The sequence below is a fragment of the Metabacillus mesotrionivorans genome, assembly GCF_052171315.1.
In the GTDB taxonomy this organism is placed as follows: domain Bacteria; phylum Bacillota; class Bacilli; order Bacillales; family Bacillaceae; genus Bacillus_P.
Window position 1 is genome coordinate 115,271 of the sequence record NZ_JBQMFF010000002.1, and the last position, 15,311, is coordinate 130,581.

Annotated in this window: 21 protein-coding genes and 1 pseudogene; 13 read left to right on the forward strand and 9 right to left on the reverse strand. The window is 42.5% G+C overall.

Translation table 11 applies throughout. The features are described from left to right. From ACTSEZ_RS05465 to glnA, 4 genes and pseudogenes are all read left to right on the forward strand, one after another. A pseudogene (locus tag ACTSEZ_RS05465) lies at positions 1 to 426 on the forward strand (GTPase HflX); the annotation flags it as partial. Beyond that, positions 419 to 1,687, forward strand: coding sequence for a methionine gamma-lyase family protein (locus ACTSEZ_RS05470; RefSeq protein ID WP_369733180.1), 1,269 nt, complete (start codon positions 419 to 421; stop codon positions 1,685 to 1,687). The pseudogene ACTSEZ_RS05465 and the gene ACTSEZ_RS05470, both read left to right, overlap by 8 nt. A gap of 98 nt (positions 1,688 to 1,785) precedes the next feature. After that, positions 1,786 to 2,190 (forward strand): MerR family transcriptional regulator, encoded by a 405-nt coding sequence (locus ACTSEZ_RS05475; protein ID WP_369733181.1) that lies wholly within the window; start codon positions 1,786 to 1,788, stop codon positions 2,188 to 2,190. Between the two features lie 66 nt (positions 2,191 to 2,256). Then, positions 2,257 to 3,591 (forward strand): type I glutamate--ammonia ligase, encoded by a 1,335-nt coding sequence (gene glnA, locus ACTSEZ_RS05480; RefSeq protein ID WP_029281139.1) that lies wholly within the window; start codon positions 2,257 to 2,259, stop codon positions 3,589 to 3,591. A gap of 50 nt (positions 3,592 to 3,641) precedes the next feature. On the opposite strand, the gene ACTSEZ_RS05485 is transcribed toward glnA, so the two are convergent. After that, positions 3,642 to 5,084, reverse strand: coding sequence for a magnesium transporter CorA family protein (locus ACTSEZ_RS05485; protein WP_369733182.1), 1,443 nt, complete (start codon positions 5,082 to 5,084; stop codon positions 3,642 to 3,644). 95 nt (positions 5,085 to 5,179) lie between these two features. Continuing rightward, a complete protein-coding gene (lexA, locus tag ACTSEZ_RS05490) occupies positions 5,180 to 5,800 on the reverse strand; it encodes a transcriptional repressor LexA (RefSeq protein ID WP_029281135.1) in 621 nt (206 codons plus the stop codon). A gap of 159 nt (positions 5,801 to 5,959) precedes the next feature. Between lexA and yneA the strand changes: the two genes are divergently transcribed. The 6 genes from yneA to ACTSEZ_RS05520 all read left to right on the forward strand — a co-directional run bounded on the left by yneA (position 5,960) and on the right by ACTSEZ_RS05520 (position 10,300). Next, entirely contained in the window at positions 5,960 to 6,271 is a 312-nt protein-coding gene (gene yneA, locus ACTSEZ_RS05495; RefSeq protein WP_369733183.1) for a cell division suppressor protein YneA, read from the forward strand. Between the two features lie 13 nt (positions 6,272 to 6,284). Continuing rightward, positions 6,285 to 6,932 carry a YneB family resolvase-like protein gene (locus ACTSEZ_RS05500; RefSeq protein ID WP_369734057.1) on the forward strand — a complete coding sequence of 216 codons (648 nt, stop codon included), beginning with the start codon at positions 6,285 to 6,287 and terminating at the stop codon, positions 6,930 to 6,932. Between the two features lie 70 nt (positions 6,933 to 7,002). Further along, the gene (locus ACTSEZ_RS05505) at positions 7,003 to 7,233 is read left to right on the forward strand and encodes a DUF896 domain-containing protein (protein ID WP_029281129.1); all 231 of its coding nucleotides are present in this window, start codon (positions 7,003 to 7,005) and stop codon (positions 7,231 to 7,233) included. A gap of 172 nt (positions 7,234 to 7,405) precedes the next feature. Beyond that, positions 7,406 to 9,412, forward strand: coding sequence for a transketolase (gene tkt, locus ACTSEZ_RS05510; RefSeq protein WP_369733184.1), 2,007 nt, complete (start codon positions 7,406 to 7,408; stop codon positions 9,410 to 9,412). 137 nt (positions 9,413 to 9,549) lie between these two features. Further along, the gene (gene sirA, locus ACTSEZ_RS05515; protein ID WP_369733185.1) at positions 9,550 to 9,996 is read left to right on the forward strand and encodes a sporulation inhibitor of replication protein SirA; all 447 of its coding nucleotides are present in this window, start codon (positions 9,550 to 9,552) and stop codon (positions 9,994 to 9,996) included. Between the two features lie 85 nt (positions 9,997 to 10,081). Next, positions 10,082 to 10,300: a YneF family protein gene (locus ACTSEZ_RS05520; RefSeq protein WP_029281123.1), complete on the forward strand. Its 219-nt coding sequence runs from the start codon at positions 10,082 to 10,084 to the stop codon at positions 10,298 to 10,300. A gap of 65 nt (positions 10,301 to 10,365) precedes the next feature. On the opposite strand, the gene ACTSEZ_RS05525 is transcribed toward ACTSEZ_RS05520, so the two are convergent. Continuing rightward, positions 10,366 to 10,545 (reverse strand): Spo0E family sporulation regulatory protein-aspartic acid phosphatase, encoded by a 180-nt coding sequence (locus ACTSEZ_RS05525; RefSeq protein WP_369733186.1) that lies wholly within the window; start codon positions 10,543 to 10,545, stop codon positions 10,366 to 10,368. Positions 10,546 to 10,811: 266 nt separating this feature from the next. Between ACTSEZ_RS05525 and ACTSEZ_RS05530 the strand changes: the two genes are divergently transcribed. From ACTSEZ_RS05530 to ACTSEZ_RS05540, 3 genes are all read left to right on the forward strand, one after another. Beyond that, complete coding sequence (locus ACTSEZ_RS05530) at positions 10,812 to 11,519, forward strand: cytochrome c biogenesis CcdA family protein (protein ID WP_203290190.1); 708 nt, start codon at positions 10,812 to 10,814, stop codon at positions 11,517 to 11,519. A 115-nt stretch (positions 11,520 to 11,634) separates the two neighbouring features. After that, positions 11,635 to 11,994: a response regulator gene (locus tag ACTSEZ_RS05535; RefSeq protein WP_369733187.1), complete on the forward strand. Its 360-nt coding sequence runs from the start codon at positions 11,635 to 11,637 to the stop codon at positions 11,992 to 11,994. 97 nt (positions 11,995 to 12,091) lie between these two features. After that, on the forward strand, positions 12,092 to 12,571 hold the full coding sequence (locus ACTSEZ_RS05540; RefSeq protein WP_369733188.1) for a CcdC family protein: 480 nt from the start codon (positions 12,092 to 12,094) through the stop codon (positions 12,569 to 12,571). 38 nt (positions 12,572 to 12,609) lie between these two features. Here ACTSEZ_RS05540 and ACTSEZ_RS05545 read toward each other — a convergent pair whose 3' ends face one another. From ACTSEZ_RS05545 to ACTSEZ_RS05570, 6 genes are all read right to left on the reverse strand, one after another. Next, positions 12,610 to 13,035, reverse strand: coding sequence for a DUF2621 domain-containing protein (locus ACTSEZ_RS05545; RefSeq protein ID WP_369733189.1), 426 nt, complete (start codon positions 13,033 to 13,035; stop codon positions 12,610 to 12,612). A 71-nt stretch (positions 13,036 to 13,106) separates the two neighbouring features. Next, positions 13,107 to 13,301, reverse strand: coding sequence for a hypothetical protein (locus tag ACTSEZ_RS05550; RefSeq protein ID WP_369733190.1), 195 nt, complete (start codon positions 13,299 to 13,301; stop codon positions 13,107 to 13,109). A gap of 185 nt (positions 13,302 to 13,486) precedes the next feature. Then, positions 13,487 to 13,630 (reverse strand): YflJ family protein, encoded by a 144-nt coding sequence (locus ACTSEZ_RS05555; protein WP_369733191.1) that lies wholly within the window; start codon positions 13,628 to 13,630, stop codon positions 13,487 to 13,489. 247 nt (positions 13,631 to 13,877) lie between these two features. Further along, on the reverse strand, positions 13,878 to 14,063 hold the full coding sequence (locus ACTSEZ_RS05560) for a hypothetical protein (protein WP_369733192.1): 186 nt from the start codon (positions 14,061 to 14,063) through the stop codon (positions 13,878 to 13,880). Positions 14,064 to 14,190: 127 nt separating this feature from the next. Next, positions 14,191 to 14,592: an Hsp20/alpha crystallin family protein gene (locus ACTSEZ_RS05565; protein ID WP_369733193.1), complete on the reverse strand. Its 402-nt coding sequence runs from the start codon at positions 14,590 to 14,592 to the stop codon at positions 14,191 to 14,193. Positions 14,593 to 15,127: 535 nt separating this feature from the next. Continuing rightward, positions 15,128 to 15,274, reverse strand: a complete 147-nt coding sequence (locus ACTSEZ_RS05570; protein ID WP_081414079.1) for a small acid-soluble spore protein P — start codon at positions 15,272 to 15,274, stop codon at positions 15,128 to 15,130. Positions 15,275 to 15,311 lie beyond the last annotated feature (37 nt).

The following is a 15,311-nucleotide window of genomic DNA, read 5'->3' on the forward strand; positions in this document are numbered from 1 at the left end:
GTTGTGGACAGTTCAAATGAAGATTACGTCAATCATGAAAAAACGGTCTATAAACTGCTTGAAGAACTGAAGGTCACGACAATTCCTGTCTTAACGGTGTACAACAAGCAAGATAAGCAGTCGCAAGGCTTTGTTCCTTCCCCAAAAGGCGAGCATGTGCTGATCAGCGCCTTTTCAGATGCGGATATTGCAAAACTGAAACAGAAAATTCAGTCGTTTTCGATGGAGCAGATGGAAGAATACAGCATTGATGTGCCTGCTTCAGAAGGCAAGTTTCTGGCTTTATTAAAAACAGAAACAATGGTAGGGCATTTTGCCTTTAATGAAGAAGAAAATCATTATGAAATACAGGGACACTTCCTGCCGGGGCATGCAGCTTCCGGCCAGATAGAGATGTATAAGAGAAAGGGAAACAAACATGTTTAACCAATTGAAGTACGGCGATAAGCTTGCGCAGCTTGCTGCACAGGCAGAAGAAAAAATTAGAGACACCCACAAAAAAATTGATGAACGAATGGAAATGAACCAGTTCCGGGTTCTTCAAAGCTACAGAGACCATAGAGTAAGCGACTCTCATTTTATCCCGACCACAGGATATGGATACGATGATCATGGACGGGATACGCTGGAACAGATTTATGCGGATGTTTTCGGCGGGGAGTCAGGGCTTGTAAGGCCGCAGATCATTTCAGGCACCCATGCCATTTCCATTGCCCTGTTCGGAGTGCTGCGTCCATTTGATGAACTTCTATATATAACGGGAAAGCCTTATGATACCCTTGAAGAGATTGTAGGCATCAGAGGCAGCGGCACCGGTTCACTCAGCGAATTCAAAATCGGTTACCGGGCAGTTGAACTGAAAGAAGATGGCGGCATAGATTATGATGCCGTCGGTGCTGCCATTACAGAAAAGACAAAGATGATCGGCATTCAGCGCTCAAAAGGATATGCCACAAGGCCTTCTTATACCCTTGCAGAAATCAAGCAGATGATTGACTTTGTCAAATCCATTAAGCCTGATGTTGTCGTTTTCGTGGACAATTGCTACGGTGAATTTGTTGAAGAACTTGAACCTTGTCACGTTGGTGCTGACCTTATGGCAGGTTCGCTTATTAAAAATCCTGGCGGCGGACTTGCGAAAACAGGCGGTTATATCGTTGGGCGCAAGGATCTTGTGGAAGCATGCTCCTACCGGATGACATCTCCCGGAATTGGGGCAGAGGCAGGTGCGTCCCTTTACAGTCTTCAGGAAATGTATCAGGGGTTCTTCCTTGCTCCGCACGTTGTTGCACAATCTTTGAAAGGTGCAGTGTTTACAGCAGCGATGCTTGAACTTGCAGGGCTTAAAACGAACCCGTCATGGGATGCAGTCCGCACAGACCTTATTCAGTCTGTCCAGTTTGAGCAGTCTGATTTAATGGTTGCGTTCTGCCAGGCCATTCAATATGCATCACCGGTCAATTCGCACGTGACGCCATATCCGAGCTATATGCCGGGATATGAGAACGATGTCATAATGGCTGCAGGTACATTCGTACAGGGAGCAAGCATCGAACTTTCGGCAGACGGTCCGCTGCGTCCCCCGTATACAGCGTATGTTCAGGGCGGATTAACGTATTCGCATGTGAAAATTGCCATCTGTTCTGCACTTGATCATCTTCTGGATAAGAATTTAATTCATCTGTAAACCAATATAAATACAAATGTCATTTTTCCTAACATAGTGTTGACACATTATATGACATGGAATATAATATGATTAAGTTAAGAAAAGGAGGGAATACAATGGGTGATACGATTCGACGCTCGATGCCCTTATTCCCGATCGGAATTGTCATGCAGCTGACAGAGCTCTCTGCCAGACAAATTCGATATTATGAAGAAAACGGCTTGATTTTCCCTGCAAGAACTGAAGGGAACAGACGCCTATTTTCATTTAATGACGTAGATACGCTTCTTGAAATAAGAAGCCTTATCGAACAAGGCATTAACATGGCCGGCATCAAGCAGATTTTTTCTTCTAAGGATAAAAGGATGGAACGCGAGGAAGAAGGCCAGCCTAAAAAAGTGGAAAAACCGGATCTGACCGACGCTGAACTCAGAAAGCTTCTGAAAGCTGAACTGATGCAGGCCGGAAGGTTTCAGAGATCATCACTCAGACAGGGTGACATGTCTAGATTTTTCCATTAATTAACGCAGCTTCACTTAAATTTCACAATAAATATTACTTAGTATTGTTAGGAGAGGATTTTCACAATGGCAAAGTATTCGAGAGAAGATATTGTACGCTTAGTACAAGAAGAAAACGTAAAATACATCAGACTGCAGTTCACGGACATCCTTGGAACAATCAAAAACGTAGAAATTCCTGCAAGCCAGCTTGAAAAAGCACTTGACAACAAATGCATGTTTGACGGATCTTCAATTGAAGGATTTGTCCGCATCGAAGAATCTGACATGTATCTGTATCCTGATCTTGATACGTTTGTTATTTTCCCTTGGACATCTGAAAAAGGCAAAGTTGCACGTTTCATCTGCGACATCTACAGCCCTGACGGAACACCATTTGATGGAGATCCGCGCAACAACTTAAGACGCATGCTGAAAGAAATGGAAGACCTTGGATTCACTGACTTCAACCTTGGGCCTGAGCCTGAATTCTTCCTTTTCAAGCTTGACGAAAAAGGAGAACCTACTCTTGAGCTTAACGATCACGGCGGCTACTTCGACCTTGCTCCAACTGACCTTGGAGAAAACTGCAGACGCGACATCGTGCTTGAGCTTGAAGAAATGGGCTTTGAAATTGAAGCATCCCACCATGAGGTAGCTCCCGGCCAGCATGAAATTGACTTTAAATATGCAGGCGCAGTAAAAGCTTGTGATGATATCCAAACGTTCAAACTTGTCGTTAAAACAATTGCGCGCAAACACGGATTGCATGCTACATTCATGCCAAAACCGCTGTTTGGAGTAAATGGATCTGGAATGCACATGAACCTCTCTCTTTTCAAAGACGGAGTGAACTCATTCTATGACAAAAACAGTGAACTTGAGCTGAGCGAAACAGCTAGACATTTCATCGCCGGCGTCATCAAGCATGCTCCAAACTTCACAGCTGTTACGAATCCGACAGTTAACTCATATAAGCGTCTAGTACCTGGCTACGAGGCACCATGCTATGTTGCCTGGTCTGCACAAAACAGAAGCCCGCTTATCCGTATCCCTGCTTCACGCGGACTAAGCACACGCGTAGAAGTGCGCAGTGTTGACCCTTCTGCAAACCCGTACCTTGCAATGAGCGTATTGCTTGCTGCTGGTCTTGACGGCATTAAAAACAAACTTGCTGCTCCAAAACCGATTGACCGCAACATCTATGTCATGACGAAAGAAGAGCGCGTTGAGAATGGAATCGTAGATCTTCCTGCAACTCTTGCACAGGCTCTTGATCTTCTGAAAACAGACGAAGTGATCATCAACGCACTTGGCGAGCATTTGTTTGAGCATTTTGTGGAAGCGAAAGAAATTGAATGGGATATGTTCCGCACCCAAGTTCACCCATGGGAACGCGAGCAGTACATGTCTCAATACTAAGAATCACATTCAAAAACCTCAGCTGTTTGCTGAGGTTTTTTTGCTTATTTTTAGTCAATCCCGTCTGATTTTCTCTTCTGTAAATAATCCTTCAGCAGTCTCATAATAGCTATTGCGGCAAGCACTGAGCCAACTGCAATTCCTGATAAAGCAACCACCAGTGAAATGTATTCAAACACAGAGTAATCTGCAAGCTTGTTCCAGCTTATGCTGCCTTTCCAGTCCTCAATGACAAGGTTCATGCCATAGATTCCGGAAATAACCGTATAAGTAGTAAGGATCAGCAGCAGGGAATTATGGCGTTTGCTGGCCAGCTTCTCCTGATTTTGATAAAGACTGTCCATCGTATTCTTCACTTCTTTATAGAGGGTCTCAATTTTAAACCGGTCTTTCATCATGACAGAAAGCTCCTGTCCTTCCGTTCTGCTGCTGATTTCTGAAAAGATATACTTAGCCGTGAAATTAGCAATCGAGCGAATCAGACCTTCCATTTTATCCTGTTTCCGGTCAATGTAGAGCTGTGAATAGCTGTATGAAAGTTTTAAAAGGACAATTTTATAGAAAAGATGCAGGATGAGATTGTAATAGAGCTGACCGACCATTTCTTCCGCGGTCACGTTCTCCTGACCCACATCATTCGTAATTTTAGTGAATGTATGATCACTCACAACGTGAAAACTGCCTGGGGACCACCTGTCGTAAATGTGATCTTGAATATACTGGCTGATATAAGCAGGATTGCTTGCGGACATATACGGTTTGCCATTTTGATCATAACCATTTATGTGCCCTGTGCGAAACAAGGTTTCAGGTGATATTTCTGCGTCCTTTTCTGTCAAAAGATAACTGCTGACAAACATTCTCTCGTCAATAAAGTAGGGAAGGCTTCCAAGATAGGTTGACTGACTGTTTTCACTCTTCTCTATATATGGGACAACAGAGGGGCACAGCTCTTCAAAGATAAAATCCTGAATCTTTTCATAAGTGCCTTGTCCTGAATGGAGAACAGTTCCTTTTTCTTCTGTAATAAACGGTTCAAGAACTCTGAAGTGATCCATAAAATCAAGTGCATCGCTCAGTGTCAATGTTTTGCTGTCAGATGTAAGCTCCGTCCTGATTGTAATCATTCCAACAGAAAATGGGCAAATATACAGATCGATAGAGTGGATAGTGAAAGAATATTCATTTACAGCTGTACGAAGCGTGCATTTTTTGTCAAAGGATTTGGAGTATCTGTTAATAGCCTTATCCTTATGCTGATCTGGAAAGAGAATCTGTTCTATGTACGGCATAAAATAATGCTTCAGCCGTTTATGGGGAAGGCTCGTTTTCTCTCCGTAAAATTTGTTCTGCTGAGCGCTGCTGTTAATGCTGAAAAATTCAAATCCGCTTGCCTTAAGTTCATCAGTCAGCTGGGAGATGCAGTCCTTGTCCCATGAAAAAGGAAAAATAAACTGGGCATTTGCCCGCAGAATAGCAGGTTCTTTAGTCATAGGCACCCTCTCATCTTTTTTTCATTATTATCTTCCCCTGAGAGAAGGCTGTAAAACAGGCAAATAAAAAAACTTTGCCTGTAAAAGCAAAGTTTTCAGTGTATGTTTCTATAAACTCCAACAACTTTTCCCAAGATAACGACATGTCTGAGAATGATCGGTTCAAGTGTTGAGTTCTCCGGCTGAAGACGCACATAATCTTTTTCTTTGAAAAAACGTTTGACAGTTGCCTCATCATCCTCTGTCATGGCAACAACGATATCCCCGTTGTTTGCAGTGTTCTGCTGCTTGACAATGACCATGTCCCCATCAAGAATGCCGGCTTCAATCATACTGTCTCCCATAATCTCAAGCATGAAGATCTGATCATCGGATGCGGCGAACGTATCTGGAAGAGGAAAATATTCCTCGACGTTTTCAATGGCTGTGATCGGGGAACCGGCTGTAACTTTCCCGATTACAGGAACGTTAATCACACTTGAACGCGGAATCATCGCTGTCTCGTCCTCTAATATTTCAATCGCTCTAGGCTTTGTCGGATCCCGTCTGATCAATCCTTTGCTTTCAAGCCTGGCAAGATGGCCGTGCACAGTGGAGCTGGAAGCAAGGCCCACTGCTTCGCCGATCTCGCGGACTGATGGCGGATATCCTTTCTTTTGTACTTCAAGTTTTATAAAAGTGAGGATATCCTGCTGCCTCTTTGAAAGTTTTGTCATTTTATCCACCTCGCGTCCTGTAATTTATGTTGATTATAGCATGTTTTTCCTGCGCATACAAACATAAGTTCGAAAAACGGCGTTGACAGAAACGTTTGTTCGCATTATACTGAAAGTATCAAATATGCGAACAAACATTCTATTAAGGTGGGGATTGGGTTGAAAGGTTCATTATCTTACGTTATTTCTTTCTTTGCAGTTGTCATTGTAGCTGTCTTTGCATTATCATACACAGGTGAAAAAGAAAACCTTGATCATTATGTATCCATTGAAATAGCAGAAGGTGACAGCATCTGGAGCCTTGCAGATCAATATGAGGAGCATCACCGCATGTCCAAGACCGATTTCGTTGAATGGGTGCAGGACAAAAACGGACTGCCGACAGCTGTGATCAAGACAGGAGATTCTGTGGTTCTTCCTATTGATAAACAAACCTACCATGACGGGACACAGCTTGCATCAAGAAAATAGGGAAGTGAGAACACTGAACGCAATCATCTACTGCAGAGTCAGCACAAGAAAAGAAGAACAGGAGACATCACTCGCCAGGCAAAAAGAAGAACTTTTGGCCCTTTCAGCAGCGCACGGCATGAATGTGGCAAAGGTTATTGAGGAGCAGGCGAGCGGATATGAGGTTGAAAGAGAAGGTATTTTTGAAATATTTGACTGCATAAAGGAACAGAAAATTGACGCCATTGTTATTCAGGATGAGACAAGACTGGGGAGAGGGAATGCCCGCATCGCCCTTATTCATTTTTTCGCAAAAGAAGGCATTACGATATATACGGCCACGCAGAATGGAAAGCTTTTTTTGTCTGAAGCAGATTCTATGGTTCTGGAAATTGTAAGCATTGTTGAAGAATATCAGCGGAAGATCCATAATCTGAAAATTAAACGCGGCATGCAGCGGGCGGTTGAAAAAGGGTATAAACCTCAAAGGAATCTTACTAACAGAGATAAAGGGAGCGGCAGAGAGAAGAAGGAAGTGCCTGTCAGCGAGATTATCAGGCTTAAACAGAATAAACTGACATTCTCAGAGATTGCGGCTACGTTAAGAGGGTTTGGATACGAGGTTTCTAAAGCGACAGTACATAGAAGATATCAAGAGCACATGAAAGAGGAACAGGTCTAATCTGTTGTTTTTTGCCCCCGTATTTAGTACGATAGCATAGTAAATCGTATTAGGTAAAGGAGCTGCAGTCATGCTGCCAAAAGAAAAGATGGCAAGAATCAATACCTTATCCAGAAAATCAAAAACGTCCGGTCTTTCTCCGGAGGAAAAACAGGAACAGCAATCACTTAGACAGGAATATCTCAAGGCATTCCGGGGTTCTATGAAAAATACATTAAAAGGCGTTACAGTACTGGATCCAAACGGAAATGATGTAACACCTGAAAAATTAAAAGAAGAGCGCAGACGCGATCTTCATTAATCACCGGAATACGTCAATTTTTGATGTATTCCTTTTCATTTTGCACATAATACATTAGAATAGGTTCTTACACTTCTCATTTTTGCAATTCCCATGCGAAATGGTTGTATGAATAGGCCAGTAAAGCTATGATAAAAAAGTAGAATGTTATTTCTGAAAGGATGATCAATTAATGTCACATTCAATTCAAGACTTATCAATTGCTACCATTCGAACACTGTCGATTGATGCGATTGAAAAAGCAAAATCAGGACATCCTGGAATGCCTATGGGGGCAGCTCCAATGGCGTATTCGCTCTGGACGCAATTTATGAATCACAATCCTAAAAATCCTGAATGGTTCAACCGCGACCGCTTTGTCTTATCTGCAGGTCACGGATCTATGCTGCTGTACAGCCTTCTTCATTTATCAGGCTATGACTTGACGATGGATGATCTTAAAGAATTCAGACAATGGGGAAGCAAAACACCGGGACACCCTGAATTCCGCCACACAGCAGGTGTAGATGCAACAACAGGTCCGCTTGGCCAGGGAATTGGGATGGCTGTCGGAATGGCTATGGCAGAACGTCATCTTGCACATACATATAACCAAGAGTCTTATCCGGTTGTCGATCACTACACATATGCAATCTGTGGAGATGGTGACCTGATGGAAGGAATCTCTTCTGAGGCAGCTTCACTTGCAGGGCATCTAAAGCTTGGCAAATTAGTTGTTCTTTACGATTCAAACGACATTTCTCTCGATGGAGATCTTGACCGCTCATTCTCTGAAAACGTGGAAGACCGTTTCAAAGCAATCGGCTGGCAGGTCATTCGTGTAGAAGACGGCAACAACCTTGAAGAAATCGCTAAAGCGATTGAAGCTGCTAAACAAGATGAAACTCATCCTACTCTGATTGAAGTGAAAACGACAATCGGCTACGGATCACCGAATATGTCAGGAAAATCAGATGTTCACGGCAAGCCGCTTGGAGCAGATGAGATCAAACTGACGAAAGAAGCATATGCATGGACATTCGAACAGGACTTCCACGTTCCTGACGAAGTGTATGCTCATTTCAAAGAATCGGCAGAACAGTTCGGTTCGAAAAAAGAAGAAGAATGGAACGCTCTTTATGATAGCTATAAAAAAGAATTCCCTGACCTTGCAAAAGCTCTTGAAGCAGGAATTAAAGGCGAGCTTCCTGAAAATTGGGATTCCGAAGTGCCTGTATATGAAGACGGCAAAGCACTTGCTTCACGTGCTTCTTCCGGTGAAGTGTTAAATGGCCTTGCGAAAAATGTTCCTTACATTTTCGGAGGATCAGCTGACCTTGCAGGTTCAAACAATACTTCTATCAAGGGAGCAGCAGATTTCACAGCTGAGGACTACAGCGGACGCAACATCTGGTTCGGTGTCCGTGAATTCGCAATGGGTGCTGCACTAAACGGCATGGCGCTGCATGGCGGTCTTCGGGTTTACGGCGGAACGTTCTTTGTATTCTCTGACTACCTGCGTCCGGCAATTCGTCTTGCTGCCTTAATGGGTCTTCCGGTAACGTACGTATTTACACATGACAGTATTGCTGTAGGAGAAGACGGCCCGACTCATGAGCCGATTGAACAGCTTCCTGCCTTGCGTGCAATGCCGAACCTGTCGGTCATCCGTCCGGCAGACGGCAATGAGACTGCTGCTGCATGGAGACTTGCCCTTCAATCTGAAACGGCACCGACAGCACTTGTTCTTACCCGTCAGAATCTAAAAACGATTAAAGGTACGTCTGAAACGGCATATGAAGGAGTTTCTAAAGGAGCTTATACGATTTCTCCAAGCAAAAAAGAAACGGCTGACGCACTTCTTTTAGCATCAGGCTCTGAAGTAGGACTTGCTATCGAAGCACAAGATGCTCTTCAAAAAGAAGGCATCGATGTTGCGGTTGTAAGCATGCCGTCATGGAACCGTTTTGAAAGCCAGTCAAAAGAGTACCGCGCATCCGTACTTCCAAAAACAGTGAAGAAGCGTCTTGCTATTGAGATGGCAGCTCCTCTGGGCTGGGAGCGATATACTGGAGATGAGGGTGACGTTCTTGGCATCAACCAGTTCGGGGCCTCAGCACCAGGTGAAAGAATTATGAAAGAGTTTGGCTTTACAGTTGAAAATGTAACGGCACGAGTAAAGGCACTATTAGAAAAATAAGCCTTATGAGAGAGAACGAATATCTTCGTTCTCTCTTTTTCGACAAAAAAAGTGAAGTTTTGCCTTTCATTTAGACAAAATTCTTCCTCAACTTTCCAGTATAATAATGGGTAACCGTCATACGGAAGGGTGAAAGCATGAGACACTACACTGTCTATTTAATAGAGGAAGAGTTTGCGAATCACTTTTTTGGCCGTGAAGTAAAACTTTTTCAGCTTTTTCAGGAATTTATGCGGACAAGCCCTGAACAGCCTGAGTTTATTCACCTGAAAAAACAAATTACTTATATTACGAGAGAAATTCCGATAGACTATATAGATGAGATGATCAGAAGCAGCTTAAACGGACGATACAACTATGCATATTCCCACAACCGCCATCATATTGAGAGTGAATCCATGCAGGGAGGAGCCATCCTTGAAACGGGTGACAGATCGGTTACAGTCACGTCAGAAGGAAGCTTTGACATGGAAGCGATTTTCTTTGAAGTTCTCAGAAAGGCGGATTCATGCTTTTTAGCGATGGATTTTGAGGAAAAGCGGCACGGGTGGCTAAAACCGATAAAAGAAAGAAAATTTGTCTAAAAAGGCAGAAATTATAGAGTATATGTTGTATAATATCCTATGGTTTAGTACACTGTAAAATAGACAACATGAAGGAGGAAAGACGATGGATCTGTGGGTAGTCATTCTAGTAGGCGTTCTGGCTTTGCTTGCCGGAGTAGCACTAGGATTTTTCATTGCTCGCCAGTATATGATGAGTTATTTAAAGAAAAATCCGCCAATTAACGAGCAAATGTTAAAAATGATGATGATGCAAATGGGCATGAAACCGTCCCAGAAGAAAATTAACCAAATGATGAAAATGATGAATAATCAGGCAAAATAAAAACCCGGTTGCGGGATTTTAATAAAAAAGCACGCTTTCAAAGCGTGCTTTTTTTGCGGGGATTTTTAAGAATATGTAACCCGTTTCATGGCAGAGTAGCTGTACCGGTTGTATTCATTCAGCAAGTGATCCAGTTCCTGGCTGTATTGAATGGACACGTTCGAATTAATTCCATTTTTAGTGGCAATTTCGATCATTTCCGCTCGTTTTTTTTCAATTAGTTTTAATAGTTCTTGTTTAGACACGAAAACTTGTCCTTTCTGTATGTAAGTTCTGCACGAACCTTGCTGGTAATTTCTATTATATCCTAAAATGGAAAATAATTCGAAGGGAAAATAAGGATTTTTTTCTTTAATCTATGACTATTATAAAGGGAAGTCCGGGCCGAATAAATCCTTTTTAGCAGATGTTAAGGAATTGACATAAAACTGTCACACAGTGAAACATATGTTTTTCAGGCAGTATTTGCTAAAATATAGTGTGACTTTAAAGTTGAAAGGAGGATGCATGGATGACGGATGTTAATGTATTCTTAGCATTTGGAGCAGGATTTCTTTCTTTTATCTCTCCTTGCTGTCTGCCTTTATATCCTGCGTTTCTGTCATACATAACAGGCGTTTCAGTCGGGGAACTGAAGACAGAAAATGCGATGCTTCAAAAACGGAGTATGCTGCACACACTGTGCTTCCTGATTGGATTTTCCATTATCTTTATTGCTCTTGGATTTGGAAGTTCTTTTATTGCCGATTTCTTCTTTGGCTATAATGATCTGATCAGACAAATTGGCGCCATTTTAATCATTCTTTTCGGGCTTGTCATTGTGGGTGTTCTGCAGCCGGAATTTCTGATGAAGGAACGCCGGTTTGAATTAAAAAACAGACCCTCGGGGTATATTGGTTCCGTGCTTATCGGTCTTGCTTTTGCAGCAGGATGGACACCATGCACCGGACCTATTCTTACAGCTGTCTTCGGGCTTACACTGAGCAATCCAGGTTCTGCTATGCTCTATATGTTTGCCTATGTACTCGGTTTTTCCATTCCTTTTTTTATCATGGCCTTCTTTATTGGAAAGCTGGGATGGATCCGCAAGCACAGCCTGGTTATTATGAAAACGGGCGGATGGATCATGATCATCATTGGGATCATGCTGTTTTTTAACTGGATGACAAAGATTATTATCGTTATGAGCAGGCTTTTTGGAGGCTTTACGGGATTTTAGACCTATTTTTTAGAAATTTTTGAGTCTTTTTTACTACATTTTCTTCTGAAATTTGATATAATATCTCATAGAATAGTAGATCTTGCGTTCGTCGATTTAAAAAGGAGGCGCTTGCATGGCCAGAGTGCTAATTGTTGATGATGCCAAATTCATGAGATTAACCTTATCAAAGATTCTCGCATCCAAAGGACACGAGATTGCAGGAGAAGCGGAGAATGGCGCCGAAGCAGTCAAACTTTATGAAGAACTTAAACCGGACCTTGTCACGATGGACATTACGATGCCTGAAATGAACGGAATCGAAGCTTTGAGAGTGATAAGAGAAATGGATCCCGCTGCCAAAGTCATTATTTGCTCAGCAATGGGCCAGCAGAAAATGGTGGTAGAGGCCATTGAAGCAGGAGCAAAGGATTTTATTACGAAGCCATTTGATGAAACAAGAGTAAACGACGCGGTTTACCGCGTTTTGGGGTAAATTGCATGGAACGGCCATCTTTTGTGTAAAGAGATGGTTTTTTATTTGCTTCAGTAGTATATTATAGTAGTAACCATTTTAAAAAGGATTGATCACATTGGTCATTTTCTCAACAATTGCTGCTGTTATCATGGCTCTTGGCGTCATGATGATCCGCATGAGAGCTTCTAAGAAACCCGCAAGTGCCAGAAAGATTATCCTGCCGCCGATTTTTATGAGCACGGGAGCGTTAATGTTTCTGCACCCGATGTTCAGGGTGACGCCGCTTGAATTCCTGGAAGCGATCACACTGGGGTTTTTTTTCTCCATCTTTCTTATTAAAACATCAAATTTTGAAGTCAAGGAAGATAAAATCTACCTGAAGCGTTCAAAAGCCTTTGCATTTATATTAATCGGGCTTCTCGTAATCAGGATTGCACTTAAATTTTATTTGAGCAACAGCATTGATGTCGGTGAATTGAGCGGCATGTTCTGGATTCTTGCTTTCGGAATGATCGTTCCGTGGAGAATCGCCATGTATCTGTCTTTCAGAAAGCTTGAGAATCAGCTTCCTCCATCGAACATTCAGGCAACATAAAAACCCGCCGGGCTCATAAATTTGAGCCAGCGGGTTTTTTAAAATAATGCCCTGTACGGGGTATGATCAATATCTTTCTCTTTAAGACGCTTTAAAAGAAACTTATGGTCGCGCTTTGGAGTAGCTGTTATATATCCGCGAATCACAAGGTCCTGTGTAATAGTTCCCGCATTTTCCTGAAGTGCCAGCTCGCCGATTTTGCCTGCAATTTTAGCCCGGGCTACATCCCTGAAAAGTTCAGGAACCGGCTCGACCAGATCCTCAAGGAGCTGCTTTTGGCTTGTATTCCATAAGTGCCTCGTCTGTTCAATATAATACGCTTCCCAATCAAGATCTGATTTTCCGTCTTCTTTAGGCAAGCGCTTTAAAAATTTCCGGAACATGAAAAACCCGCCTATTGCGAGCATGCCTGCAAGAAAAACGACCCAAAACAGTATGAACCATAGAAACCAGCCGTCAAGCATAGTTGTAACCCCCGTCCGTCAATCAATCTGCTATTATTATACACCAGGGGAAATCGCTTGAAAAGGCTGTCTCAGCCGGAATGGACCTGCTTTGAAAGCTCAAGAAGGGATTTTTTGACGGCTGTCAGTTTATTGCGGTCCTTGCCCGTTGACAGGTGTCCCAGCAGTTCGGCATGAGCGATATAGACAGAGCGTTTATAAGACAAATCGACCCTGATCGTTCCACAATTTGTCGGCAAATACAGAATTTCATACAATAATGTCATAAACGCTCCTCCTAGAAATGTCGTTTTCTTTCTATTATATGATTAAATCAGCCTATAAAAAAGAATTATTTTCATATTTTTGTAAAAATTTGTAGGATAATTCAGGTATTTTGACATAAAAGAAAAGACTTCCTGTCAGCAGGATGTCTTTTTTTGCGAGAAAAACGGATGTGCAAAGGTTTTATTTATTTCTCTAGTGCCTGATCATACAAATTCCGGAGTACAAACGTTTTGTACATTTTCAGTTTTCTTCTCTCAATCGGGTGCCTGGTGATTCCCATTTCTCTGAGTGCTTTCACATACCATCCCTTGGAGCCGTAATAGGCCATAAGCATACCCCTTTTGTCTTTTAGAAAAAAATATGTTTTGCCATCCGTTTTCAGAACGGGAGTGACAGAAAAAAGAAACATTTAAGCCCTGTCAACATAAGCTGAATGATAGGGGGTTTCTTAAATGGAAAAGTTCTATTGCACAAACTGCATGCTGCTCCTGGAACAAAACAAAATGTGTCCTCGGTGCGGAAATCAGCTGATCAAAAAAATAGAAATCAATGTTCAGGCCCAAAGCACCAAACCTTCAAAAAAACCATCTGAATTGTAAACGCGGCATCTGTTCGGATGCCGTTTCATTTTCCTCAGACGGCTGTTCGGAATCCTGAACGGTTTTGCTTGCTTCATTCGAAGACATGCGGATACAATTGCCGAAATTGACTGTGCCGCCAGTAATTTCGTTGATCACAAGGTTTTTAATATAGATTCCCACTGCAAACACTCTCCTTCTTTCTTATACATATGCCGGACAAGAAGGACTTGTCTGAGCAGAAACCTACCAAATGACACTTTCTGCGCAGTTTTTGGCGGAAAAAATAAAAAAGCAAGCTGTGCTTGCTTTAATGAGCAAATTGAACAGGTATATATGAGCTTTTGCGTGAGAAGCTGCCTTCTTTAAATATTTTCACTTCAAGAATATCATTTGAAAAAATAGCCTCAATCTTTTTATTCTCAAGTGAAAAGGGAAGTAGAACGGATCTCTCCAGCTGATCTGATTCTGTCATCTGCCCGGCAGTCTGTGCTGTGATAATGAGCGTTTCCCGGCTTGCTCTAATCTGTATATCTTCCGGTTGTACCTCTGCGAACTCTGCCTCAACAATGTATTCCTCGCTTGTTTCAAACAAATCCACCCGGAAGGATCTGCAATCAAGGAGGGCAGAGAACGGGTCTGTGAAGAACTGGTTCATCCAGTCTTCGATACAGCTCAAATCAGATGGTTTTGAACGCTTTTTTTTGTCCATCTCATGTTGACCTCCAAAAACCATGCTACTTTCATTTTATTCAGCTCATTATCAGGACGTGAATAGAAGACAGATTGTGCAGAAATATTGTGAAGCTGACATGCGGAAGGCAGTGCAACAGTTATTTGCGGGGCTCTTTCTATAGTTCAGTTTATTTCCTGCCGATTGTGTTCATGCCTGGCATAAAAAGAAAAATTGCACGAACGGATGGGCTGTTTAGTGCAATTTTATAGTGGCTGTATTTGGTGGGAGCGGGAGGGGGGAAATGATTGTGGTTTGAACATTGTCCAAGTGCATCTCTCAACTCATCTTTCAGAACAAAATCCTTAAAAGTCAAAAGCGGACTTTTTAAGGGGATATCATATGTATGCGTAGGAGTTAAAGACGTCTTTTGGTTCATTGCGATATGCACACTGTCCAGCTCCATCAGCCAACTCCTCTGCCAGAACAAAATCCCCTGAAAAGTCAAACCCGGACTTTCCAGGGTATTTCTTATCTGGCTGCCGGAGCTAAACGGCTGATTCCGCTTTTCTAATCACATATCATGATGCGAATGATTCTTTTGCCTTGTGTGGTTGCGGTTTTTTACTTTTTTGGATCCGTCCAGCGGTTCGGGCTGGCCGGGGTTGTTTCCTTTTGGTGCGTTCTTGTGCATGTCTTTGCTGTTGTTTTTGTTTGTCATTAGTGTCACCTTCCTTTATCTATATCATGATGCAATG